At 69.0% G+C, this 21236-nt stretch carries 25 protein-coding genes; 15 read left to right on the top strand and 10 right to left on the bottom strand.

Features of this window, described 5'->3' with window-relative positions:
* Nucleotides 1-25: 25 nt before the first annotated feature.
* A complete protein-coding gene (locus ACOZ38_RS30220) occupies nucleotides 26-1030 on the top strand; it encodes a cation diffusion facilitator family transporter (RefSeq protein ID WP_424534538.1) in 1005 nt (334 codons plus the stop codon).
* A gap of 61 nt (nucleotides 1031-1091) precedes the next feature.
* On the opposite strand, the gene ACOZ38_RS30215 is transcribed toward ACOZ38_RS30220, so the two are convergent.
* The gene (locus ACOZ38_RS30215; protein WP_424534537.1) at nucleotides 1092-2489 is read right to left on the bottom strand and encodes an aminopeptidase P family protein; all 1398 of its coding nucleotides are present in this window, start codon (nucleotides 2487-2489) and stop codon (nucleotides 1092-1094) included.
* A 179-nt stretch (nucleotides 2490-2668) separates the two neighbouring features.
* Between ACOZ38_RS30215 and ACOZ38_RS30210 the strand changes: the two genes are divergently transcribed.
* Both ACOZ38_RS30210 and ACOZ38_RS30205 read left to right on the top strand, forming a co-directional pair.
* Nucleotides 2669-3097: a CBS domain-containing protein gene (locus ACOZ38_RS30210; RefSeq protein ID WP_424534536.1), complete on the top strand. Its 429-nt coding sequence runs from the start codon at nucleotides 2669-2671 to the stop codon at nucleotides 3095-3097.
* Between the two features lie 82 nt (nucleotides 3098-3179).
* Entirely contained in the window at nucleotides 3180-3395 is a 216-nt protein-coding gene (locus ACOZ38_RS30205; RefSeq protein ID WP_424534535.1) for a hypothetical protein, read from the top strand.
* On the opposite strand, the gene ACOZ38_RS30200 is transcribed toward ACOZ38_RS30205, so the two are convergent.
* Nucleotides 3392-4129: an ABC transporter permease gene (locus ACOZ38_RS30200; protein ID WP_424534534.1), complete on the bottom strand. Its 738-nt coding sequence runs from the start codon at nucleotides 4127-4129 to the stop codon at nucleotides 3392-3394. The two genes, ACOZ38_RS30205 and ACOZ38_RS30200, sit on opposite strands and share 4 nt — an antisense overlap.
* Nucleotides 4126-4926: an ABC transporter ATP-binding protein gene (locus tag ACOZ38_RS30195; protein WP_424534533.1), complete on the bottom strand. Its 801-nt coding sequence runs from the start codon at nucleotides 4924-4926 to the stop codon at nucleotides 4126-4128. Before ACOZ38_RS30195 ends, ACOZ38_RS30200 begins: the two co-directional genes overlap by 4 nt.
* 146 nt (nucleotides 4927-5072) lie before the next feature.
* Here ACOZ38_RS30195 and ACOZ38_RS30190 point away from each other — a divergent pair, with 146 nt between their 5' ends.
* Entirely contained in the window at nucleotides 5073-5444 is a 372-nt protein-coding gene (locus tag ACOZ38_RS30190) for a PH domain-containing protein (protein WP_424534532.1), read from the top strand.
* Nucleotides 5445-5505: 61 nt separating this feature from the next.
* Here the strand turns inward: ACOZ38_RS30190 and ACOZ38_RS30185 are convergent, their stop codons facing one another.
* Nucleotides 5506-6108, bottom strand: a complete 603-nt coding sequence (locus tag ACOZ38_RS30185) for a DinB family protein (RefSeq protein ID WP_424534531.1) — start codon at nucleotides 6106-6108, stop codon at nucleotides 5506-5508.
* 307 nt (nucleotides 6109-6415) lie between these two features.
* Between ACOZ38_RS30185 and ACOZ38_RS30180 the strand changes: the two genes are divergently transcribed.
* From ACOZ38_RS30180 to ACOZ38_RS30145, 8 genes are all read left to right on the top strand, one after another.
* Nucleotides 6416-6898, top strand: a complete 483-nt coding sequence (locus tag ACOZ38_RS30180) for a GNAT family N-acetyltransferase (RefSeq protein ID WP_424534530.1) — start codon at nucleotides 6416-6418, stop codon at nucleotides 6896-6898.
* Between the two features lie 197 nt (nucleotides 6899-7095).
* Complete coding sequence (locus tag ACOZ38_RS30175) at nucleotides 7096-7725, top strand: DUF3887 domain-containing protein (RefSeq protein ID WP_424534529.1); 630 nt, start codon at nucleotides 7096-7098, stop codon at nucleotides 7723-7725.
* Between the two features lie 59 nt (nucleotides 7726-7784).
* Nucleotides 7785-7907: a hypothetical protein gene (locus tag ACOZ38_RS30170; RefSeq protein WP_424534528.1), complete on the top strand. Its 123-nt coding sequence runs from the start codon at nucleotides 7785-7787 to the stop codon at nucleotides 7905-7907.
* Nucleotides 7908-7923: 16 nt separating this feature from the next.
* A complete protein-coding gene (locus ACOZ38_RS30165; protein WP_424534527.1) occupies nucleotides 7924-8262 on the top strand; it encodes a hypothetical protein in 339 nt (112 codons plus the stop codon).
* A 384-nt stretch (nucleotides 8263-8646) separates the two neighbouring features.
* Nucleotides 8647-9030, top strand: a complete 384-nt coding sequence (locus ACOZ38_RS30160; protein WP_424534526.1) for a hypothetical protein — start codon at nucleotides 8647-8649, stop codon at nucleotides 9028-9030.
* A 102-nt stretch (nucleotides 9031-9132) separates the two neighbouring features.
* The gene (locus tag ACOZ38_RS30155) at nucleotides 9133-10188 is read left to right on the top strand and encodes a PLP-dependent cysteine synthase family protein (protein ID WP_424534525.1); all 1056 of its coding nucleotides are present in this window, start codon (nucleotides 9133-9135) and stop codon (nucleotides 10186-10188) included.
* A complete protein-coding gene (locus ACOZ38_RS30150; RefSeq protein ID WP_424534524.1) occupies nucleotides 10164-11474 on the top strand; it encodes an MDR family MFS transporter in 1311 nt (436 codons plus the stop codon). The genes ACOZ38_RS30155 and ACOZ38_RS30150 overlap by 25 nt, the downstream gene beginning before the upstream one ends.
* Nucleotides 11475-11622: 148 nt before the next feature.
* Nucleotides 11623-12939: an aminotransferase class V-fold PLP-dependent enzyme gene (locus ACOZ38_RS30145; protein ID WP_424534523.1), complete on the top strand. Its 1317-nt coding sequence runs from the start codon at nucleotides 11623-11625 to the stop codon at nucleotides 12937-12939.
* Between the two features lie 59 nt (nucleotides 12940-12998).
* Here the strand turns inward: ACOZ38_RS30145 and ACOZ38_RS30140 are convergent, their stop codons facing one another.
* Both ACOZ38_RS30140 and ACOZ38_RS30135 read right to left on the bottom strand, forming a co-directional pair.
* A complete protein-coding gene (locus ACOZ38_RS30140; RefSeq protein WP_424534522.1) occupies nucleotides 12999-13436 on the bottom strand; it encodes a hypothetical protein in 438 nt (145 codons plus the stop codon).
* Between the two features lie 29 nt (nucleotides 13437-13465).
* Nucleotides 13466-14554, bottom strand: coding sequence for a MerR family transcriptional regulator (locus ACOZ38_RS30135; protein WP_424534521.1), 1089 nt, complete (start codon nucleotides 14552-14554; stop codon nucleotides 13466-13468).
* Between the two features lie 172 nt (nucleotides 14555-14726).
* On the opposite strand from ACOZ38_RS30135, the gene ACOZ38_RS30130 reads away from it, so the two are divergent.
* Nucleotides 14727-14978: a recombinase gene (locus ACOZ38_RS30130; RefSeq protein WP_424534520.1), complete on the top strand. Its 252-nt coding sequence runs from the start codon at nucleotides 14727-14729 to the stop codon at nucleotides 14976-14978.
* A gap of 132 nt (nucleotides 14979-15110) precedes the next feature.
* Here the strand turns inward: ACOZ38_RS30130 and ACOZ38_RS30125 are convergent, their stop codons facing one another.
* Nucleotides 15111-15815 carry a cytidylate kinase family protein gene (locus ACOZ38_RS30125; protein WP_424534519.1) on the bottom strand — a complete coding sequence of 235 codons (705 nt, stop codon included), beginning with the start codon at nucleotides 15813-15815 and terminating at the stop codon, nucleotides 15111-15113.
* 39 nt (nucleotides 15816-15854) lie between these two features.
* Complete coding sequence (locus ACOZ38_RS30120) at nucleotides 15855-16739, bottom strand: transposase (protein WP_424534518.1); 885 nt, start codon at nucleotides 16737-16739, stop codon at nucleotides 15855-15857.
* Between the two features lie 104 nt (nucleotides 16740-16843).
* On the opposite strand from ACOZ38_RS30120, the gene ACOZ38_RS30115 reads away from it, so the two are divergent.
* Nucleotides 16844-17191, top strand: coding sequence for an ankyrin repeat domain-containing protein (locus ACOZ38_RS30115; protein ID WP_424534517.1), 348 nt, complete (start codon nucleotides 16844-16846; stop codon nucleotides 17189-17191).
* Between the two features lie 248 nt (nucleotides 17192-17439).
* Here ACOZ38_RS30115 and ACOZ38_RS30110 read toward each other — a convergent pair whose 3' ends face one another.
* The gene (locus ACOZ38_RS30110) at nucleotides 17440-17841 is read right to left on the bottom strand and encodes an ArsR/SmtB family transcription factor (protein ID WP_424534516.1); all 402 of its coding nucleotides are present in this window, start codon (nucleotides 17839-17841) and stop codon (nucleotides 17440-17442) included.
* A 67-nt stretch (nucleotides 17842-17908) separates the two neighbouring features.
* Between ACOZ38_RS30110 and ACOZ38_RS30105 the strand changes: the two genes are divergently transcribed.
* Nucleotides 17909-19900, top strand: a complete 1992-nt coding sequence (locus ACOZ38_RS30105; protein ID WP_424534515.1) for a heavy metal translocating P-type ATPase — start codon at nucleotides 17909-17911, stop codon at nucleotides 19898-19900.
* Between the two features lie 334 nt (nucleotides 19901-20234).
* On the opposite strand, the gene ACOZ38_RS30100 is transcribed toward ACOZ38_RS30105, so the two are convergent.
* Nucleotides 20235-21206, bottom strand: a complete 972-nt coding sequence (locus tag ACOZ38_RS30100) for a M48 family metallopeptidase (protein WP_424534514.1) — start codon at nucleotides 21204-21206, stop codon at nucleotides 20235-20237.
* Nucleotides 21207-21236: the final 30 nt, after the last annotated feature.

The following is a 21236-nucleotide window of genomic DNA, read 5'->3' as shown; positions in this document are numbered from 1 at the left end:
GGCGGACCGGGGAAGGACGGGCGAGATGAGCGACAAGGCGGAGTCGGGCGAAGGCGGCGAGAGCTTCCTCACCGTACTGGTGGCGGCCGGGGTCAACCTCGTGATCGCGGTGGCCAAGCTGGTGGCCGGGCTCCTCAGCGGTTCCTCGGCGATGCTCTCCGAGGCGGCGCACTCCGCCGCCGACACGGTGACCGAGGTCCTCTTGCTGATCGCCGTACGGCGGGGCGAGCATCCCGCCGACCGCCTGCACCCCTTCGGCTACGGCAAGGCAGGGTTCTTCTGGGCGCTCATGGCGGCGGGCGCGACGCTGGTGATCGGGGCCGGGTTCTCGATCACCCACGGGGTGCAGACGATCTGGCACGGGGAGGAGCTGGGAGACCTCCTCGTCTCCTACGTCGTCCTCGTGGTGTCCTTCGTGCTGGAGGGCGTCTCGTTCTTGAGGGCCGTCCACCAGGTACGCGGCGCGGCCAGGCGCTGGAGCGTCAGCCCCCAGCGGTACGTCGCGCACACCTCCGACACCGCGGTCAAGGCGGTGGTCTTCGAGGACTCCGCGGCCCTGGTGGGCATCGTGGTCGCGGCGCTCGGCCTGCTCGGCTTCCAGCTCACCGGCTCGCCCGTGTGGGACGGCGTGGCCTCCGTGGTGATCGGCCTGCTGCTCCTCGGCGTGGCACTGCACCTGATCAGGGCGAACGCCTCCCTGCTGATCGGCCAGGCGGCCCCGCCGTCGCTGCAGCGCGAGATCCTCAAGGAGCTGAAATCGCAGGAGGAGGTCAGCGACGTCGTGGAGCTGCTGACCATGATGCTCGGGCCCAACGAGGTGCTGGTGGCCGCGAAGATCGACTTCGTGGACGAGTGCACGGGGGACCGGCTGGAGGAGGCGGCGGACCAGATCGAGCACCGGCTCACCGAGCGCTTCCCGGAGATCACCCACGTGTTCCTGGACCCCACTCCCGGCCACGCGGCCCGGCGGGCGCGTCCGGGCGACGCCTCTTCCGGCGGCCACCCGGAACCGGAGAGCTCCGGGGCCTGACGTGGACAGGGCCGGACGTGACGCGCTGCAGGGCCACTCCGTACGCGGGCGCGCCCGGGCGTCAGCTCAGGAGCGTGCCCATCCAGGTCTCGATCTCGTCGGGGTGGCGGGGCAGGCCGGAGGACATGAGCCGGGCGCCGTCCTCGGTGATCACCAGGTCGTCCTCGATGCGCACCCCGATGCCGCGGAACTCCGGCGGAAGGGTCAGGTCGTCCGGCTGGAGGTACAGGCCGGGCTCGACGGTCAGCACCTGGCCGGCCGCGAGCACGCCGTCCAGGTAGACCGACGCGCGGGCCCTGGCGCAGTCGTGCACGTCGAGGCCCAGCATGTGGCCGCTGCTGCACAGGGTGTACCTGCGGTGGAGGTCGTCGTCGACGGACTTCAGCACACCCCACTCGCGAAGGCCCTCGGCGATGACCCCCATCGCCGCCCGGTGGAAGTCGCGGAACCTGGCACCCGGCCGCAGGACGGCCATGGCCGCCGTCTGCGCCTCGTACACCAGCTCGTAGACCTGCCGCTGGATCGGGCTGAACCGGCCCGACATCGGGAGGGTGCGCGTGACGTCGGCGGTGTAGAGGTTGTCGGTCTCCACGCCCGCGTCGAGCAGCAGCAGCTCGTCGCGGTCGAGGCGGCCGTCGTTGCGGATCCAGTGGAGCACGCAGGCGTGCGCGCCGGACGCGGCGATCGTGCCGTAGCCGGTCGCGTTCCCCTCCAGCCGGGCCCTCAGCCCGAAGACGCCCTCGACGTACCGCTCACCGCGGAAGTGGGCGAGGGCCTGCGGCAGCGCGCGTACGACGTCCTCGAAGCCGCGCCCCGTCGCGTCCACCGCGTGCTGCAGCTCGGCGATCTCCCACTCGTCCTTGATCAGCCGCATCTCCGACAGGAAAGAGGCGAGCTCGCCGTCGCCCTCGTGCGGCGCCACCCGCGCGTCCACCGAGGCGTCCACGCCGCGCAGCACGCGCGCCGGGCCGGTGAGCGCCTCGGGGAGGCGGTCGATGGGCGCGCACTCGATCTGGAGGAGGGCCTCAGCCTCGTCCAGGGTGGGCCGCGCGCCGACCCAGAACTCGCCGTACCTGCGGTCGCGGTAGAACTCCTGCCCCGCGGTGCCCTCGGCGGACCTTTGGGAGCGGGGGCGGGTGAACAGCGTGGCCGTGCCCGAGGGCGCGATGACCAGCACGTCGTCCGGCTCCTGGCCCCCGGTGAGGTACGCGAACGCGCTGTGCGCGCGGAAGCGGTAGTCGTCGTCGTTGCTGCGCGCCTTGAGCGTCCCTGCGGGGATGACCAGCCGCTCGCCGGGGAACCGCTGCGCGAGCGCGGCGCGGCGCTTGGCGGTGCAGGCGGCCAGCGGCACGGGCGCGAGGCCGGGACGGCTCGTGTCCTCCCAGTCGCGCGTCATGAACTCCGCGAGGGCGTCGGAGATGGGCAGGTCGTGGCTGCCGGTGTTCAGCTGATCGGTCATCGGAGATCCCGTGGAGAGAGGTGGCGCGTGACATGCTACTGACTGGCCCCGCCATGCCGGACCCGGAGCCCATTGGATCACCCGGGTCCTTTACCGCCACACGCGATTAACGATGACGTCAGGTGGGGAAGCCACAGGTACCCTAGCCGGGCCTCTCCGAGGTTGACGAGGTGGTGTCGATGCTCATCAGCGCGATCCTGCGAGACAAGGGGACCACGGTCGCCACCGTGGCGCCGCAGGCCACGGTCACCGAGCTGCTGGCAGCTCTGTCCGACCACAACATCGGCGCCGTCGTGGTGTCGGAGGACGGCATGACCATCGTCGGCATCGCGTCCGAGCGGGACGTGGTGCGGCAGCTGCACCTGCGGGGCAGGAGCGTGCTCGACGAGCCGGTGTCCTCGATCATGACCACCGCCGTACGGACGTGCGAGCTCGACGCCGACGTCGACGACCTCCGCAAGACCATGACCGACCATCGCATCCGGCACCTCCCCGTGCTGAGCGAAGGCCGGCTGGCGGGCATCGTCAGCATCGGAGACGTGGTCAAGAGCGCCATCGAGGAGCTGGAGACCGAGAAGGCCGCCCTCGTCGACTACCTGCACAGATGACCCGTCTGCCCGCTGGTCGCGGCCTGCCCCCCATGGCTGGTCCCGCCCTGCCCGCCGGCCCGGCGCCGAGATCCCCACGCGGGTGAAGACCTCGTACATCGTGGGCATCTCGGTGCCCGTCAAGGAGTTCCGCGCCCGGCTGGCCGAGATCCCCGGCGCGGTGCTCGTCCAGGAACTGCCCCACGACCGTGTCGTCGTGGTGCTCGAATCCCGCTCGGGGAGCACGGCGCTGGCCTCTCTGAGCGGCGTGACGACGGTCCGCGAGGACCGCCCGGAGCGGCCCCTCCCACAGTCCTAGGTGGTGCGCCGCCGCAGGGTCGCCGCTGCGAGGGTCAGGGTCACCATGACGCAGCCCACGATGACGCCGAAATCGCGCCACAGGGTGCCGGTGGCCTCGGTGTGCGCGCCGACCTCCTGAAGGGCCTCCACGGCGTACGTCATCGGCAGCACGTCGCTGATCGCCCGCAACCAGCCGGCCATCTGGTCCCGGGAGACGAAGAGGCCGCAGAGCAGGATCTGTGGGATCACCACCACCGGCATGAACTGGACGGCCTGGAACTCGGTGCGGGAGAACGCGCTGCACAGCAGGCCCAGCGCGACGCCCAGCACCGCGTTGGCGATCGCGATGAGGATCACCAGGCCCACGCCGCCGGGGGTGTCGAGGTCCAGCAGCCAGTAGGCGACCGCGGATGCCACCGAGGCCTGGACGGCGGCGGCGGCACCGAACGCGAGCCCGTACGCGAACAGGAGATCCAGTTTCCCCATCGGCGTGGTGAGCAGCCGCTCCAACGTTCCGCTCGTGCGCTCGCGCAGCATCGCGATGCTGGTGATGAGGAACATGATCGTGAAGGGGAAGACGCCGAGCATTATCAAGCCGATGTGATCGAAGACGCCGGGCACGTCGTCGAACATGTAGTAGATCAGCGTCAGCAGCAGGATGGGCGCCATGACGAGGAGCGCCACGGTGCGCTTGTCGTGGCGTAACTGGCGGAGGATCCGTCCGGCCGTACCGGTCAGGATGCGAAGGTTCATGAAATCCCCTGCTTGGCGCGGATCAGGTGGAGGAATGCCGCCTCAAGGTCCGGAGTCCCTGTCCCGGCCCGTACCGCTTCCGGCGTGTCGTCCGCGATGAGCTCTCCATCACGGATGAGAAGCAGCCGGTCGCAACGGCCGGCCTCGTCCATCACGTGGCTCGACACGAGGACGGTGGTGCCCGCCGCGGCCATCGCCCGGAACCGCCGCCACAGGTCGTCACGCAGGACCGGATCCTGCCCGACCGTCGGCTCATCAAGGACCAGGACCTCGGGCCGGCCGACCAGGGCACAGGCCAGTGACGCCCGGGCGCGCTGCCCGCCGGACAGATCGCCGACGAGTTGGCCCGCCGTGTCCCCGAGCCCGACGTCGGTGACGGCGGCGTCCGCGTCGGCCGCTGTGACGCCCTTGTAGAGCGACGCGAAGTACCGGGCATTCTCTCTCACCGTCAGGTCGGCATAGACGCTCGGTGCCTGGGTGACATAGCCGATCTTGGTACGCAGCAGGGCGGATCCGGCCGGGACGCCGAGCACGGTCACCGTGCCGGCCTTCACCACCTGGACGCCGACGATGGCGCGCATGAGGGTGGTCTTTCCGCTGCCGCTCGGGCCGAGCAGGCCGGTGACGCTACCGCGCGGAATGGAGCAGCTCAGACCGTGCAGAACGCGGCGCTTGCCACGCTCGACGATGAGATCTCGAACCTCGATCGCAGGCTCCACAGGCACCTCGGACTTCCAGAACACAGGTAATTCACCGGATGTTGAAATTAACCTAGATGAGATCGGCAAGGGTTTCAAGACGGGACCTTGGCGCGATCGGGTCGACGATGCGGCTATGCGGCGCACGTCCCTGGGCCGTTCGCGCTCCGAGATCGGTTCGTGAGCTCCGTCGATGAGAATCGACCCTGACCAGTGCCGGACCGAGCGCGAAACGAGGAGCGTACGTGAGCCAGACTGTCCCGTACGACAGGCCGGAACAGCTCCAGCAGATCCAGAGCGGCCTCATGCAAGGCGAGCAGATCATCGCCGTCTATGACGCGATCGGCGCGGGAACCGGCTTCCTGGGCCTCACCGACCGCCGGGTGATCATCCAGGACAAGTCCTTCATCGGCAAGAAGATCGCGATCACGAGCATCCCCTACTCGAAGATCACCAGCGTCAGCGTGGTGAGCAACAAGTCGCTGGCGGGGTCCTTCTTCTCTTCGGGCTCGATCGCGGTCAACGTGGGCACTCACGTCTACGAGGTCGAGTTCCGAGGCGAGCAGAAGAGCCAGCACGTCCACAACGTGATCCTGCACTTCATCGCCGGGCCGTAAGCGGAGTTCCCGGCTGTCGCCGAGAAGGGGGTGTCAACGCCGATCCGCCGGACCGACGTGGTCACCCTCCTTGCGGCTGCTTCTCGGCGGCCCGCTGGGCGGCCTGTTCGAGGCGTTCGCGGTAGTCCGTCCACCAAGTCTCGTCGCCGCCCGGCAGGATGTCGTTGTCCTGGCGGCCGACGGCGCCGTCGATCAGCTCGCGGACGATGTCGGCGTGGCCGGCGTGGCGGTTGGTCTCGGCGATCACGTGGATGAGGACGCGGTGCAGGGAGACGGGGTTGCGGTCGGCCGGCCACCAGGCGACCTGACCGGTCGCGTCCAGGGGCAGCTCCTCGATTGTGGCGTCCGTGTAGGCCCAGGCGCGGCGGTAAAGGGCGATGATCTGCTCGCGGGACTCCTCGGGCGTCGCCCACATGTCCGCGTTCGTCTCGGCGCCCTCCTCGAACCAAGGCAGCGGCTCACCGGACGGGCGGCCGAAGGTGTCGCCGAAATAGCCGAGCTCGACGCTGGCCAGATGTTTGACCAGGCCGAGGAGGTTGGTGCCGGTCGGGGTCAGGGGGCGGCGGACGTCGTACTCGGAGAGGTCGTCGAGCTTCCACAGGAGGGACGCGCGGACGGTCTTGAGGTATTGATGGAGGTCCGCTTTCGGGTCCGATGTCTGCATGTCGGGAATTGTGTCAGGCAGGCCGGTGACGAGGCGTCATGCGAGGGCGAGGCGCTGACGATCAGCGCCGACCACCTCGCGCTGCTGCGCGTGCTCGGGCACGACCGGTTCGCCCGGACGGAGCCGACATAGGCCACGGGGCCGGCCGCGCCCCACACGCGGGCGAGGCGGCGTGTCGAGGTACAGTCCCTTGCCGACGACGGACCGTGGCAGCCCGCCGCCAGGCCGCGCTGGGCGGACTTGGGCGCCGTGAGCGCGGGACGCCGTCGTCACCGAAGGGCACTGTCGCAGAGAAGGACGTACTCACATGGAACTTCGCCGTGTCTCGTTCGGTCATCCGGACGCGGTCAAGCTCAACGACCTGGTACAGCGTGAGTACGCCGGGCGGTATGACAGCGAAGGCGACGTGACGCCGCTGGAACCGGCCATGTTCGAGCCGCCCCACGGCCTGTACCTCATCGCGTACGACGAGAACGGCACCCCGCTGGCCACCGGTGGCTGGCGCGCCCAGGAGGCCGATGAGATGGGCTATTCGGACGGCGACGCCGAGCTCAAGCGGATGTTCGTGGTCGAGGAGGCTCGTCGCCAAGGCCTCGCACGCCGCATCCTGACCGCTCTTGAGGACGACGCCCGTGCGGCGGGGCGTACGCGGATGGTTCTGGAGACCGGCACCGAACAGCCCGAGGCGATCGCGCTGTACACCTCCGACGGCTACGAACCCTGCGCCAAGTTCGGCCACTACCGCTTCGAGCTCCGCAGCCGCTGCTTCGCGAAGCCCCTCCGGCCCTGATGGCGATGAGGGACCGGAGGTACCCGAGGTGCGAACGGCAACCGGCGCGCTGGACCGCGATTCCGCCGTCCTGGCCAGTCCCCGGGGACGGGGCGGGCAGCTGCGCCGGTCGCGGCTCGGCGGGCTGCCTGGGTGAAGAAGCCGAGAGTGTAAAGAGATCCTTGACATCGATGGATATGTAAAGGCATCCTTTACATATGACCGATTCCCCACCGTCCCTCGAGGCGTTATGTGCCCTACTCGCCGAGCAGGCCTCGGTCATGGCCGCGTCGACGGGCAGCCCATTGACCCCACCGGGGTACCTCGACCTGGTCCGGCGCTCCCGGGACATCGTCGGCCAGGCGGAACAGGTGCTCAAGCTGTGCGTGCAGCAGAGCCGGGACGCCGGCCACACCTGGCAGGAGCTCGGGGACCTGCTCGGAGTCACCCGCCAGGCCGCCTTCCAGCGGTTCGGCAAGCCCATCGACCCCCGCACGGGAGAGCCCATGGACAAGACAGTGCACATGGCCGACGCCGCAGAACGCGCCATCAAGATCGCCACGGCCGTCCTTGAAGGACGCATGGACGAAGCCAGGCGATCATTCAACGCCCAGGTCCTGGCGGCATTCACTGACGAGGTCCGGGGCAGCGGCCTAGCCACGGTCGCCGGCCTCGTCGGCACGTTCGAGGGCTTCGGTGAGGGCGAGCCGCTGGTCCGGCGCATCGGGGACCACACGGTCGTCGACATCCCGCTGCGCTACGAGGCCGGCGACATGAAGGCCCGGGTCGCGTTCGACGCCGACGAGAAGGTCGCCGGAATCGTCATCCTTACGCCCGAGACCCCGTGAGGCGTCGATCCACATCCATCCCCGAGATGGAGCGGCCGAGACGGTCGAGCGGAGGAGCCGTGATCGCAGGAGACAAGCCGGAGAGGTGGGCACTCGGCTCGGCCGCCTACTGGCTGTTCGGGCGGCGTCAGGACGCGGGTCCGCTGACGCGCACACAGAAACGGGCGATCGGCCCGCTGTGAAGACCAGGAGATGCAGATGAGCCACGAGAGCACGACCCCTTATGACGACGGCGGGATCCGCTGCGACGATCAGGGCCTTACCATCCACCGCTACTACCCATGGGGGACAAAGCAGATCTCCTACACCTCGATCAGAGGCGTCATGAGACTTCCCCTGACCGGAGTGAACAGGGTGCGGAGGTGGAGAATCTGGGGCTCGGGTGACTTCCTCCACTGGTGGAACCTCGATTCGCAGCGGCCCAAGAAGAACATGGCGCTCGTGATCGACATCGGACACCATGTACGCCCTACGATCACTCCAGACGACCCGGATGCCGTCGAGCGCATCCTTGCCGAACGCATCACCGACAGATGACGGGGCCGGCCGACGCGTTGGAGCACCCGCACTCGCGAGGACAAGCCAGGCCCCTCGACCCGTCGCGGCATAGGCACGTGGCCTCGCCACCCATGCCTGACTCGTAAGGATCGACTCCCCGCCCTCGATGCCCGTATGCCTCGCCGTGCCCGTGACGGTGACCGCCGCTGAGCGCCACCGGCTGAAGAAGATGGCCTACGGCCACGCCCGGCAGCGCGCCACGATCCACGCGGCCGCAGCACCATTTCCGCGTCCACGGTGCGCCGCCGGCTCCGCCAGGACGCGCTCAAGCCCTGGCAGTACCGGTCCTGGATCTTCATAGGCGTGGATGACACTCCCATCGCTAGCGCTATGCAATCATTCTGCTACTTCTAGTGACTAGTCATGGATGTCGGGGGCCGGTGCGCAGTCAAGCCACGCTGGGCGGCGTGGCTTGCCGTGCTGGTCGCCGCTGTCACCCTGGCCCACCTGTGGACGCACGCCACTGCACCTCACCACCGTCCCGTCCCGCTGGGCGCGCTGGTGGTGGACTCCTGCACCGATCACCCGGCGCACGACCACAATGACCGGTCGGCCCATCCGGAGGCGTTCATGCTGCCCGGGTGGGATTGCGGAGTCACCGCCCAGGCGCCGATCGCGCTGGTCGTTTCCGGCATGGCCGCGGAACCGGGCTGCGTCACCCTGCCGGGAACCTCCAGCCGTGCCCCGCCCCGTGACCACCGCGGGCGGGCCGTGTCGACCCACACGCTCGAGATCTGCCGCCGCTGATGGTCGGCGAGCCGCTGTCTGCAACGACATCGGGCTCGTTCGCCGTGCCAATCCATCAGCGACGCCGGCACAACGCCGTGCCGGAGAGAGCGTGCACCAATCATGTCGATCTTGTCATCGGTCATCTCGACACCCAGCCTGTCCCATCTGATAGGCAACACCCCGGTCTGCCGGATCTCTGAACCGTTCGCCGCCGGGGAGCGGGGGTTCTGGGCCAAGCTGGAGGGCGCCAACCCCGGCGGCCTCAAGGACCGTGCCGCCCTGCACATCATCGAACGAGCTCGGATGCGCGGTGAGCTGGCCCCCGGAGCGATGGTCGTCGAATCCACCTCCGGAACGTTCGGGCTGGGGCTCGCGCTCGCGGCCATCGCCCACGGCCATCCGCTCACCGTGGTCTCCGACCCCGGCATGGAGGCGATCGTGCATCGCCTGCTGGCCGCCTACGGTGTCCGCGTGGAGACCGTCACCAGCCCGCATCCGGCCGGCGGGTGGCAGCGCGCCCGGCTGGAGCGGGTGGAGCGGCTGCTCGCCGCCTACCCTGGGTCCTACTGTCCCGGCCAGTACGACAACCCCGACAACGTCGACGCCTACGCCGCGCTGGCCGGTGAGCTGATCAACCAGATCGGCCGCATCGACGTGCTGGTGTGCAGCGTCGGCACGGGAGGACACTCGGCGGGCATCACACGGGTGCTGCGCCGTCTCTACCCCGACATGCGGCTGGTCGGCGTCGACTCGGTCGGCTCCACCATCTTCGGGCAGCCCGCGCGGCCCCGGCTGATGCGGGGTCTGGGCAGCAGCATCCATCCGGCGAACGTGGCCCACGAGGCGTTCGACGAGGTGCACTGGGTCGCGCCGCATGAGGCGGTGTGGGCCTGCCGTACCCTGGCCGCCACTCACTACACCGCTGGCGGCTGGAGCGTCGGTGCCGTCACCGTGGTGGCCTCCTGGTTCGCCCGTACCCTGCCGCCCGGTGCCCGGATCGTCGCGGTGTTCCCCGACGGACCGGCCCGCTACTACACCACCATTTACGACGACGCCTACTGCGCCCGGCACGATCTTCTCGGCCGTCCACCCGCCGATGAGCCTGATGAGATCAAGTATCCCGGCGAGGCCGAGGTCACCCGCTGGACTCGATGCTCCCTGAGGGTGAGTGCCTGATGTGGCGGCGCCTGCGCTCCTTCGACCGCAGCGTCCAGCTGCTCATGCTGAACCAGCTCACCATCAACGTCGGCTTCTACATGCTGATGCCCTACCTGGCCGGGCACCTGTCCACCGGCCTGGGCATGGCGGCCTGGACCGTCGGGCTCGTACTGGGAGTGCGCAACCTCTCCCAGCAAGGCCTATTCCTGCTCGGAGGCACCCTGGCCGACCGGCTCGGCTACAAACCCGTCATCATCGTCGGCTGCCTGCTGCGAACAGCCGGATTCGCCCTGCTCGCCTTCGTCGACACCCTGCCCGCCTTGCTGGCGGCCTCGGCGATGACCGGGTTCGCCGGAGCGCTGTTCAACCCGGCGGTCCGCGCCTACCTCGCCCACGGCGCCGGTGAACGCCGTCTGGAGGCGTTCGCCCTGTTCAACGTCTTCTACCAGGCAGGCATCCTCGCCGGGCCGCTCATCGGGCTGGCACTGGTCAGCGTGGACTTCCGGCTGGTGTGCCTGGTCGCCGCGACCGTCTTCGCCCTGCTGACCGTGCTCCAGCTGTTCGCCCTGCCAGGGTGCCAGACCGGCTCCCCGCCTACGGGCGGCGTGCTCCGCGACTGGCGTTCCGTCGTCGCCAACCGGCTGTTCATGCTGTTCTCACTCGCCATGGCCGGGTCCTACGTCCTGTCGTTCCAGATGTACCTGGCCCTGCCGCTGGCCCTGGGAAGCTCCGGCGCGGTCAGCCTGCTGTTCGTCGTTTCGGCGGTGGTCGCCATCGCCGGGCAGATGCGCATCACCGACTGGGCCCGCCGGCGGTGGACCGCCCCGCAGGCGATCACCCGCGGCCTGACGCTCATGGCAGCTGCCTTCCTTCCGATGGCACTGCATGCCGCGGCATGGCCTCACTCGGCCACGCTCAGGCTCGGCGCCGTACTCGCCTGCACCGTGATGCTCACCGTGGCCACCACGCTGACCTACCCCTTCGAGATGGACACCGTGGTCGCACTGTCGGGCGGCCGGCTGGTCGCCACCCACTACGGCCTCTACAACACCGTCGCCGGAGTCGGAATCACCCTGGGCAACCTGCTCACCGGCGCCCTGCTCGACACCACACCTCGCGCATTGACATGGCTGGTGCTGTCGGCACTGGGGCTGGCATGCGCGCTCGCCGTAGAACGGCTGAACCGCCGCGAACAGCTGGCCGAGCTCACGCCGCAGACAGCACAACGCCCAACTCTTAGCAGGTCCCCAAGCGCGGGGTCTGTGCAAGCGGGCGACACAGAGCACAACGCATCAGCCAGGTAACCCTACGCCACGCCGATACTGTTCCAAATGCGGCTCCCATCAGGCGATTTCCCCCAGACTGGAAACAGATCCGCAGCTGGCGGGCGAGATCTGCCGGAGGGCTGCTGATGCGCGTGGAGAATACGTGATGGTCTTGTCCCGACGAGAAATGGTGGCAGGACTGGGTGCGCTGGCCGCCGGCGCGCCGGCAAGGCCGATGACCCACCCCGCACGGGCGACCCGGCCGCCTGCGCGCCCCGTCATCGCCGGACCGCCGGTCGTTCCCGCCGGCGTGGCACCCGCGCGACTCGCCGAAGACGAGCGGTTCTGGGCGGGGGTCGCCGCCCAGTTCCGGGTGAGCGCCGAGTACGTCAATCTGGAGAACGGCTACTACGGGATCATGCCCGAGCCGGTGCGGCAGGCTTACCACCGCAACGTCGACCTGCTCAACGAGCACAACTCCCGCCTGCTGCGCACCGCCTACAAGGCTCAGGCCGACCAGATCCGGCGGCGCATCGCCGAGGTGGTGGGCGCCTCCGCCGAGGAGATCGCCCTGACCCGCGGCGGCACCGAGGCCCTGCAGAGCCTGATCGCCGGCTACAACCGCCTGCGTCCGGGGGACGCCGTCATGTACGCCGACCTGGACTACCACAGTGCCCAGTACGCCATGAACTGGCTGAGCGATCGGCGCGGCGTGCATGTCGAGCGGATCATCATCCCCGAACCGGCGACCCGCCAAGCGGTGCTGGACACCTACGAGCGGGCGCTGGGCGAGCACCCCAAGGTGAGACTGCTGCTGCTCAGCCACATCAACAACCGCACCGGCCTGGTGGTGCCGGTGCGGGACATCCTGGCCATGGCGCGCCACCGGGGTGTCGACGTGATCGTCGACGCCGCCCACTCCTGGGGCCAACTCGACTTCACCATCGACGACCTCGACGCCGACTTCGCGGTGTTCTCCCTGCACAAATGGATGGGAGCGCCCCTGGGATCGGGCTTTGTGTACATCCGCGAACACCGCTTGGCCGACATCGACGCGGCCTTCGCCGATGAGACCTACCCCGCCGGCGACATCCGCTGTCGAGTGCATTCGGGCACCATGGACGTGGCACCGATCCTCACCGTCGGCACCGCCCTGGACTTCCACACCGCGCTGGGTGCGGCCGGCAAACAGGCCCGCCTGAGATTCCTGCGCGATCGCTGGGTCCACCAGGTACGCGACATCAAAGGCATGCAGATCCTCACCCCCGACGAGCCGGGGATGTACGGCGCGATCACGGCTTTCCGCCTCGCCGGGCGGACCCGCACGGCTGACAACATCGCCATCACCGACCACCTGATGGACACGTACCGGATCTTCACCGTGCAGCGCAGCGGAGTGACGGCCGGCGCCTGCGTGCGCGTGACCCCCGCCCTGTTCACCACGGCTGACCACCTCGACCAACTCGCCGCCGCGCTGCGCGACCTGCCCCCGGCGATACGCTAGCGTCTGCTCGCCAAGGCCATGCCGACTTGGGTGTAGCTCTTGCTCAGTGACCTAAGCGATCAAGCGGTGCGGGCATATCCGTCCTGGTACCGGGCCTGGTGGACACGGTCGTGCTGCTGGGCGAGGTGGTAACGCCAGTAGGCGTCGAGATGACCATTGGCGGTCAGCGCGCGGAGTTTCAACACCGCTTCGACTCCGGCCAGGCCCCAGCGTGCTCCGGCGAGGTCGAATCTGTCGGCGATCAGGTGGCGGCAGGCGCCTTCGAACACACCGGTCGCGATCGGCCATCCTGCTTGGAGTGCCTGGTCGTAGCGCAGGTGTTCGGCGTTGTTGGTCAGGTAGCGGATGCAGGCGTCGACGCTGTTGCGGCGCCGGGCGGGTAACGCGGTAGCCTGGGCGGCCAGCGCGGTGAGGACCTGGTCGGTGTGCCCGGCCAGCAGTGCCAGGGCGTGGGTGGCGACCCAGTCTTCGGCGGCCGGAGCGGCGGGTGGGTGCAAGTTCCATGACGCTGACGCTGCGACGCGGTTCAAGCTATGAGCAGGCGGAGGCCGAGATCTGCCGCGTCGAGGTCGGCGAGGTCGCTGTTGCGCTCGGCCCACCGGCCGGAGTCGAGGTCGTAGCTGAGGCTTCGCACCGCCCGCTGCTCGGCCTCCGGCCCGACCCTCGTCCACACCGACATCGCACGGCGCACGTGATCCTCCAGATACGCCCCCGGTCGGCGCCAGTACGCCTCGAACAGGCCATCAGCGCAGTCCCACGGAATGGGCACCGGCTCAGCGCGGGCGCCGATCGCGTCGACCATCCCGGCAAGCGAGGGAAATTCCGCGAGGACGGTGGCGAACTCGGGCAGGTAGTCGCGGGTAAGCCAGAACCGGTCCTGCCATCCGGGCTCGTCGGTGTCGAACGTGAGCACCACCACGCGGCGGGCCACACGCCGCATCTCGCGCAGCCCCGCTATCGGGTCCCCCCAGTGATGAACGGTGGAAACGGCCATCGCGACGTCGAAGGACTGCTCCTCGAACGGCAGGCTCTCCGCGGCGGCGGCCACGCACGGCGCCGAGCCGGCAGGCCGCTGCCCTCGCATGACCGCCGATGGCTCCACCGCGGTCACGTCGCGATCAGCAGGCTCGTAGGAGCCGGTGCCGGCCCCGACGTTCAGCACCGTCTGCGCTTCCCCGAGCGCGTCCCAGATCTGCGCGGCGATCCGCGGCTCGGTACGCCGCGTCGCGGTGTAGGCGCCGCCGATCGCGTCGTACAGTCGTGCACCGAGCATCTCCAGTTGCTCCTCCGGTGTCACCTTCAGTCCCTTCGCCCGTGCCTCAAGTTCCCTGTCGATGGCCGCCACCATGGCGTCAGCGCGATCACGACGCTCCAGCAGCAGGCCGCGCAGTCGGCGCAGGTGCGCAACCGCGTCGGTGGACGGGTCGCCGACCAGTTCCGCAACCTCCCGCAGCCCGAAGCCCAACCGCCGGTAGGCCAGCACCTCCCGCAGCCGCTCCACGTCGCCCGCCGAATAGGCCCGGTACCCGGCCACGGTCCGCGTCGACGGCCGAACGAGCCTGATCTCGTCATAGTGATGCAGCGTGCGGACGCTAACGCCAGCCAGCTCGGCCACGCGTCCTACGGTCCAGTGATCCTCCACGGCACCGACTATGCAGCCTGACGCCACGTGAGGGTCAAAGAGCCTCGCTCACGGCAGCAAGAGCCGAACGCGAGGCAGCTGTCCGAGGCGACTCCTGCAAGCCAGAGCGGTGGTCTGGTTCAGAGAAGCCTGCATCCGCTGCCCGATGCTCTGGCCCGATCCCGCACAACGCGACCGCTTGGCCGAGATCCGCGACAACCTCCTCGCGCGGATCGCCGAAGCTGAACGGGAAGGGTGGCTCGGCGAGGTCGAAGGACTCCACGTCAGCCTCGTTGGTGCCGAAGACAAGCTTGCCCAAGTTGATCGACGCTCCCACGCGACTACCGTCGATCTTGGCCTTCCCGGGGTCGGTAAAGTCGCCGCAGCAGGCTCCGCTAAGGGTGAGGGCGCGTTGTGAACTGCGCGGCTACACCGGTCACAGCTCCACGTTGACACCCTCCACAAAGGGAAGAGTGCCATGAGTCTTGATCGCGCTGGCAGGTCGCCGTTGCACTACGCAGCGGCGTCCAACGACGTCAGTGAGCAATTGTCAAATCCTGTGTATCGATGAGTGTGGTCGGACTTCCCAGGTCGGCCGTTGGAGCTGATCGTTGTACACGATGATGTCGGCGTGGTCGGTTGGGCGGGCTGTGGCGAAGTAGAGGTGTTGGGAGGGGATATAGCGGTTGCGCCAGGACCGTTCGATTTCGGCGGTGTCGGCGGTGGATCCGGCCAGCGCTGTGCCTCGGTCCCGGGCGCGATCTACCGTCTGCTCGAATGGGACGGACACGAAGATGCGCAGGTCCCACCGGTCGATGAGTTCTGGGCGCAGGAGGAAGACGCCGTCGAAGAGCAGTACGGCGTCTGCGGGGGCGGTCGTGGCCGGCGGGGACGATGGGGTGTCGGTGTCTCTGTCGTAGACCGTGTGTTGGAACCTTCGGTCTCCGCCTGGGCCCAGCGGATCGAGCAGGACCCGGCACAGTGCGGCGTGGTCGTGGGCGTCGAAGTAGCAGCCTTCGGCCGAGTACTGGCCGCGTCGGTAGCGCTGTGCACGGGGGAAGAGGAAGTCGTCGATGGTCGCGCGGATGACGTCGCGGTCCTGCGCGCGCAGGACGACGGCGAGCTCGTCGGCCAGCGTGGTCTTGCCGGCGGCGGGCGGCCCGTCGATGGCGACCCGCAGCGGGTGCGCGGTCGTGACGGACCTGATCGCCTCGGCCAGCCGACTGATGAGCTCGCCGCGGGTGCCTTGGTCCATTGCTGCCTCTCTCACGGTGTCTCTGTTTAGCACCGCACGTCAGGCTGCGGTCGCCGGCTCGCGTTCGACGAGGACGCCTCGTTCGAAGCGGGCTCCGGCGCGGACGAGGGCGACGAGGTGGGGTGCGTTGATCGCGCGCCAGCGGGCCTGGGCGGACTCGATGAGTTTGAAGGCCATGGCCAGGCCGGCGGCTCGGGACCCGGGCCCTTTGGTGACCTTGGTGCGGTGCCGGACCGTGGCGAAGGTGGACTCGATCGGGTTGGTGGTGCGCAGATGCTGCCAGTGCTCGGCGGGGTAGGCGTAGAACTCGATCAGCGTGGGCAGCTCATTGGTCACCTTGGCGACGGCCTTGGGGTACTTGGCGCCGTAGGCGGCCTCGAACGCCTTCACCGCGGCCAGGGCGTGGGTCTCGTCCTCGGCGTTCCAGATCTCGGCCAGGTGCTTCTTGGCCGCGGGGTGTGCCGATTGCTCGGTCAGCTTGGTGATGACCGAGCTCGACAGCCCGGCCGAGCTGCCGAGGAACTGGCCGAGAGCAGGCACGAAGTCGCCGGACGACAGGCCGTGCAGGTACAGCAGCGGCAGCACCTCGGTCACCTTGGGGGTCTTACGCGCCCACGGCGGCAGGATCGCCGAGGAAAACCGGCGGCGCTCGCCCGTCTCCGGGTCGGTGCGCCGGTCGTTGACCCGTGGCGCCTTCAGCTCGATAGCACCCGCCGAGGTCAGCACCTCGCGAGGCTGGTGCGAGCCGTTACGCACCACCAGACGACGACCGCGCTCGTCACGCTGGTCGGCGAACTGGGCGATGTAGGCATCGACCTCGGCCCGAAACGCCTCGGCCAACATCCGCCGCGCCCCCTCCCGGACGATCTCATCAATCAGAGATCCGTTCGACGTCGTGCCGACGGCATTGACTACGGTAAGCATGGGCGTGCCCTCCCAGCCAACGCGCCAACGTTGGCCTACTCAGTGACCTTCGAATCGATCACTCGGGAGGGTACGCCCCCGAGCCGATCCACAGGTTCTGAGCATTGCTCACGTCAAGTGCAGCCGAGGCGCTCTTGGACGCCGGAGCAGATCCGAGCGCGTCAGATCAAAAAGGACTGACGCCATTGCACTTCGCAGCCCAGGAAGGCTCGGTCGCGGTCGCCCAATTGCTCCTGCAGCGGCACGCGTCGGTTGACCAGGCTGATCACTACGGCAATACGCCGCTGAATACCGCCGTGTTCAACTCACGCGGAGATGGCCGGATGATCGAATTGCTGCGCCGGTGGGGAGCCGACCCGCTCAAGGCGAGCAATAGCGGTCAGACCCCGCTCGGCCTCGCCCGATTGATCGCCAACTACGACGTCGCACGTTTCTTCGCCGACCTACCGTGACATCGGCGCGTTGTCGTTGGCAGAAACCTGATTCTCAGTGATCTTGAGGTTCAGAGAACCCGTAGTGCTCGCGGAACAGTCCGGAGTTCGACGCCCCCCCTCGATGATTCAGGCCCGCTACCAGGACGGATATGCCCTCACCGCTTGATCGCTTAGGTCACTGAGCAAGAGCTGAACCCTGCCGACTTCGCTGCGCTGTGTGCCGCCACCCCGCGCGGCTGACAGAGAAGTTCTGGGCGTGTCAGCGGTTACACGCCGGCCGGTGCGGCACTGCTCGGCCCCGTGGCGGTGGCGAGGCTGGGTGCGTGGTCCAGGTCATCGCGCTCGATGTCGCTATCGATGTGGTCGGCGTGGTACAAGCCCTGGGTGAGCAGGCGGCGCACGTGTTCGTCGGCCGCACTGTAGTAGACGAAGGTGCCCTCGCGGCGGCCCTTGACCAGTCCGGCCAGGCGGAGTTTGGCCAGGTGCTGGCTGACGGCGGTGGGCGCGGCGTCGGCGAGCTCGGCCAGGCAGGCGACGTTGGACTCGCCCTGCAGCAACGCCCACAGGATCTTGATGCGAGTGGGATCGGACAGCAGCCGGAACGACTCGGCGGCCAGGTGCACCTGTTCCTCGTTCGGCATGTCGAAGTCCGGCAGCGACGTGTGCATGCCTTCAGCATAACCCCGCGAATTATCTGCTTGCGTATCTGCGTGAGTGCGCATATACGATGATGTGGTGACAGCAGAACTGAGAACCCCAGCCGCCGGCCAGGCCGTCGCTGCGGCGCCTGCCCGGGCCGTCTCGTCGCGGTGGTCCGGGATGTGGTCGTTGCCGGAGGTGCGCTGGGCGGTTGCCGCGACCGCGTTGTTCGCCGTCGGCGGCATCTGCCATCTGGCCGGGGCGCCGTCCTGGTCGTGGTGGGGCCTGTATCTGGCCTGTTATGCGGCCGGCGGGTGGGAGCCCGGGCTGGCCGGTCTGCGGGCGTTGCGTGAGCGGACGCTGGATGTGGACCTGCTGATGGTCGCCGCGGCGATCGGCGCCGCCGCGATCGGGCAGGTCTTCGACGGCGCGCTGCTGGTCGTCATCTTCGCCACCTCCGGTGCGCTGGAGGCCGTGGCCACCAAACGCACCGAGGACTCGGTGCGCGGCCTGCTCGACCTTGCCCCGGCCACGGCCACCCGCCTCACCGACGGCGGCAGTGAACAGACGGTGCCCACCGAGCAACTCGCCGTCGGCGAGGTGATCCTCATCCGGCCCGGCGAGCGAGTCGGCGCCGACGGGCGGGTGCTGGACGGGGCCAGCGAGATCGACCAGGCCACCATCACCGGCGAGCCGCTGCCGGTGACCAAACAGGTAGGGGACGAGGTGTTCGCCGGCACCCTGAACGGCAGCGGCGCGCTGCGGGTACGGGTCGAGCGCAACCCCTCGGATTCGGTGATCGCCCGGATCGTGGCCATGGTCGAGGAGGCGTCCAAGACCAAGGCGCCGACCCAGCTGTTCATCGAGAAGGTCGAGCAGCGCTACTCGATCGGTATGGTGGCCGCCACCCTGGCCTTGTTCACCCTGCCGCTGATCTTCGGCGCCGATCTGCAGTCGACGCTACTGCGCGCGATGACCTTCATGATCGTCGCGTCGCCATGCGCGGTGGTACTGGCCACCATGCCGCCGCTGCTGTCGGCGATCGCCAACGCCGGACGGCACGGCGTGCTGATCAAGTCCGCCGTGGTCATGGAACGCCTGGGCCAGATCGACGCGATCGCGCTGGACAAGACCGGCACCCTGACCGAAGGCGCTCCGCGCATCACCGACATCCGCCCCCTGCCCGGGGCCGGCCTGGACGAGGACGGTCTGCTGGCCCTGGCCGCGGCGGCCGAGCATCCCAGCGAGCACCCGCTCGGGCGCGCCGTCGTCGCCGCGGCCCGCGAGCGCGGCCTGGAGCTGCCGGGGGTGGAGGACTTCACCTCCACCCCGGGCCTCGGCGTCGCCGCCACCGTTGGCGGGGTCAAGGTCGCCGTCGGCAGTCCCGAGCGCCTGCTGCCCGGCCTGAGCGGGCAACGCGCCGCCGACGCCGCCGACGCGACTGCCGGCCTGGAAAGCCAGGGCCGCACCGCCGTCCTGATCACCCTCGACGGCGCCCCGGCCGGAGTACTCGGCATCGCCGACCGCCTGCGGCCCGACGCCGCCGCCACCGTCGCCTCCCTCACCGCCCTCACCGGTGCCGCGCCGGTGCTGCTCACCGGCGACAACCCCCGCGCCGCCGCCCGCTTGGCCGGCGAGGTCGGCATCACCGACGTGCGCGCCGGACTACTGCCGGCCGACAAGGTTGCCGCCGTGCAGCAGATGGAGAACGCCGGGCGCAAGGTGCTGGTCGTCGGCGACGGCGTCAACGACGCTCCCGCGCTGGCCGCCGCACACAGCGGCATCGCCATGGGCCACGCCGGCTCCGACCTCGCCCTGGAAACCGCCGACGCCGTAGTGGTGCGCGACGAACTCGCCGCCATCCCCACCGCCGTAGCCCTGTCCCGCCGCGCCAAGCGCCTGGTCGTGCAGAACCTCATCATCGCCGCGGTGTTCATCACCAGCCTGGTCATCTGGGACCTGGTCGGCGACCTGCCACTGCCCCTCGGTGTCGCCGGGCACGAGGGCTCCACCGTCATCGTCGGACTCAACGGCCTGCGCCTGCTGCGCAACGCCGCCTGGCGACGCGCCACCCGCGCTGAAAGCTGACCTCCACCCATGACCACAGCCTCAAACGGCGGCATCATCATGCCCGCGCCTCATTGGAGACAAGACTTCTGTGCGCGATTGGGTGTTCTGTAGATAGCCCACCCGGCACCCATTTGGGGGGGTACCGGGGCTTCCCACCCGAGCAGGGTGCTGCCTAAATGGCGGGAATCACCACCCAGAGAACAGGCCAGTAGTCGTTCCGTCCTGGAGGGGTCGGTGAGGTGCCCTGGCGGCGCTCCCTGACACGTACCTTCGCGAGGTCGCCTCCCCTCTCCGTCCGATGCGGTGCCCGTGTGTCCGGCGCCGCGACGGCGAAAGGGAGGCGGCAGCGGTATCAGGAGATCAGGCCGAAGCCGCGTATCGCCCGGGAGAAGTGAGGGGACAGTTCCTCGTCGACGGCCGCTGATGACGAGAGGTCCAGCAGACGCTCACCGCGAGGGGTGGTGGCGGCGCTCTCGTCCAGGTGATCCGAACCGGCCAGCGTCGATTGGATCTCGGATATGGTCGCCCCCCGCAGTGCCGCCGCCTGCACGGGTGCCAGGAAACGCCGCCCTTCGATCAGTTCGGTCAACCGGGTCACCTCCGCCTCCGTGGCGACACCGTCGATCGGCGCCGGCCTTGGCCGGAGCGCCTGGCCGTCATGCGAACGGGTGAGCCAGAGCAGCGCCCGTTCCAGCAGCAGCGCCGGCCAGCCCAGCACATAGCCGACCACCTGGCCGAGGGTGCCGGCGGCCTGGTAGGTCCCAGACGGCGCTTCCGCGCCCAGGGACATCACGATGCGATTGTGCGCCTCCTCCCGCTGCTCCAACGCCCCACCGCTCGCCAACGACTCACGCCACTGCGCCAGAGTCCACAGCGCTCCACTCACCAGGAGGCCGTGATCCTTCTTGCTGGTATAGGTGCGGGCCAGCAGCACCACCCGCTGCCTCGCCGACAGCACCAGCCAGAGGGGCAGTCCGACGACGAGGACGGGCCTGCGCCGCCAGCCCACTTCGACGTATTCGCTGGCCACCTCGAGGTCCCTGACCGCCACTGCCGCCGGTGGCCGCGCGCCGACGGCCTCGGCCACGCGCCGCGCGGCACCGTACATCTCCGGGGCTGAAGAGCGTGCCAGCACCTCGGCATCGGCGGGCAGCCGGTGTGGCCGGGGAAACAGCAGCGCGCCGATCGCGACGAGCAGGCCGCCGACCAACCAGGCGAGCAGGAACCCCGGACTTCTGTAGACGATAGAAACGCCCAGCACGATGAACATGACAGTGAGCGCATGCACCGCGAGCGAAACAAGGACAGCGGCGATATTCTTCATGACCTCCATTGTTCATGCAGTGCGTAGAGC

It is taken from the genome of Sphaerisporangium viridialbum (genome assembly GCF_049674955.1).
Classification (GTDB): Bacteria; Actinomycetota; Actinomycetes; order Streptosporangiales; family Streptosporangiaceae; genus Sphaerisporangium; species Sphaerisporangium viridialbum.
The sequence above is the reverse complement of the archived record's forward strand: the minus strand, read 5'-3'. Positions and strand labels throughout refer to the sequence as shown.

Excerpts from the sequence above, each read along its gene's own strand:
- ACOZ38_RS30160 (WP_424534526.1), top strand. The coding sequence starts at position 8,647 with ATGGATGTCGGGGGCCGGTGCGCAGTCAAGCCACGCTGGGCGGCGTGG.
- ACOZ38_RS30185 (WP_424534531.1), bottom strand. The coding sequence starts at position 6,108 with ATGCAGACATCGGACCCGAAAGCGGACCTCCATCAATACCTCAAGACC.
- ACOZ38_RS30175 (WP_424534529.1), top strand. The coding sequence starts at position 7,096 with ATGACCGATTCCCCACCGTCCCTCGAGGCGTTATGTGCCCTACTCGCC.
- ACOZ38_RS30110 (WP_424534516.1), bottom strand. The coding sequence starts at position 17,841 with ATGCACACGTCGCTGCCGGACTTCGACATGCCGAACGAGGAACAGGTG.
- ACOZ38_RS30100 (WP_424534514.1), bottom strand. The coding sequence starts at position 21,206 with ATGAAGAATATCGCCGCTGTCCTTGTTTCGCTCGCGGTGCATGCGCTC.
- ACOZ38_RS30215 (WP_424534537.1), bottom strand. The coding sequence starts at position 2,489 with ATGACCGATCAGCTGAACACCGGCAGCCACGACCTGCCCATCTCCGAC.
- ACOZ38_RS30200 (WP_424534534.1), bottom strand. The coding sequence starts at position 4,129 with ATGAACCTTCGCATCCTGACCGGTACGGCCGGACGGATCCTCCGCCAG.
- ACOZ38_RS30130 (WP_424534520.1), top strand. The coding sequence starts at position 14,727 with ATGCTCTGGCCCGATCCCGCACAACGCGACCGCTTGGCCGAGATCCGC.
- ACOZ38_RS30150 (WP_424534524.1), top strand. The coding sequence starts at position 10,164 with ATGCTCCCTGAGGGTGAGTGCCTGATGTGGCGGCGCCTGCGCTCCTTC.
- ACOZ38_RS30125 (WP_424534519.1), bottom strand. The coding sequence starts at position 15,815 with ATGGACCAAGGCACCCGCGGCGAGCTCATCAGTCGGCTGGCCGAGGCG.
- ACOZ38_RS30165 (WP_424534527.1), top strand. The coding sequence starts at position 7,924 with ATGAGCCACGAGAGCACGACCCCTTATGACGACGGCGGGATCCGCTGC.
- ACOZ38_RS30210 (WP_424534536.1), top strand. The coding sequence starts at position 2,669 with ATGCTCATCAGCGCGATCCTGCGAGACAAGGGGACCACGGTCGCCACC.
- ACOZ38_RS30155 (WP_424534525.1), top strand. The coding sequence starts at position 9,133 with ATGTCGATCTTGTCATCGGTCATCTCGACACCCAGCCTGTCCCATCTG.
- ACOZ38_RS30220 (WP_424534538.1), top strand. The coding sequence starts at position 26 with ATGAGCGACAAGGCGGAGTCGGGCGAAGGCGGCGAGAGCTTCCTCACC.
- ACOZ38_RS30180 (WP_424534530.1), top strand. The coding sequence starts at position 6,416 with ATGGAACTTCGCCGTGTCTCGTTCGGTCATCCGGACGCGGTCAAGCTC.
- ACOZ38_RS30120 (WP_424534518.1), bottom strand. The coding sequence starts at position 16,739 with ATGCTTACCGTAGTCAATGCCGTCGGCACGACGTCGAACGGATCTCTG.
- ACOZ38_RS30145 (WP_424534523.1), top strand. The coding sequence starts at position 11,623 with ATGGTGGCAGGACTGGGTGCGCTGGCCGCCGGCGCGCCGGCAAGGCCG.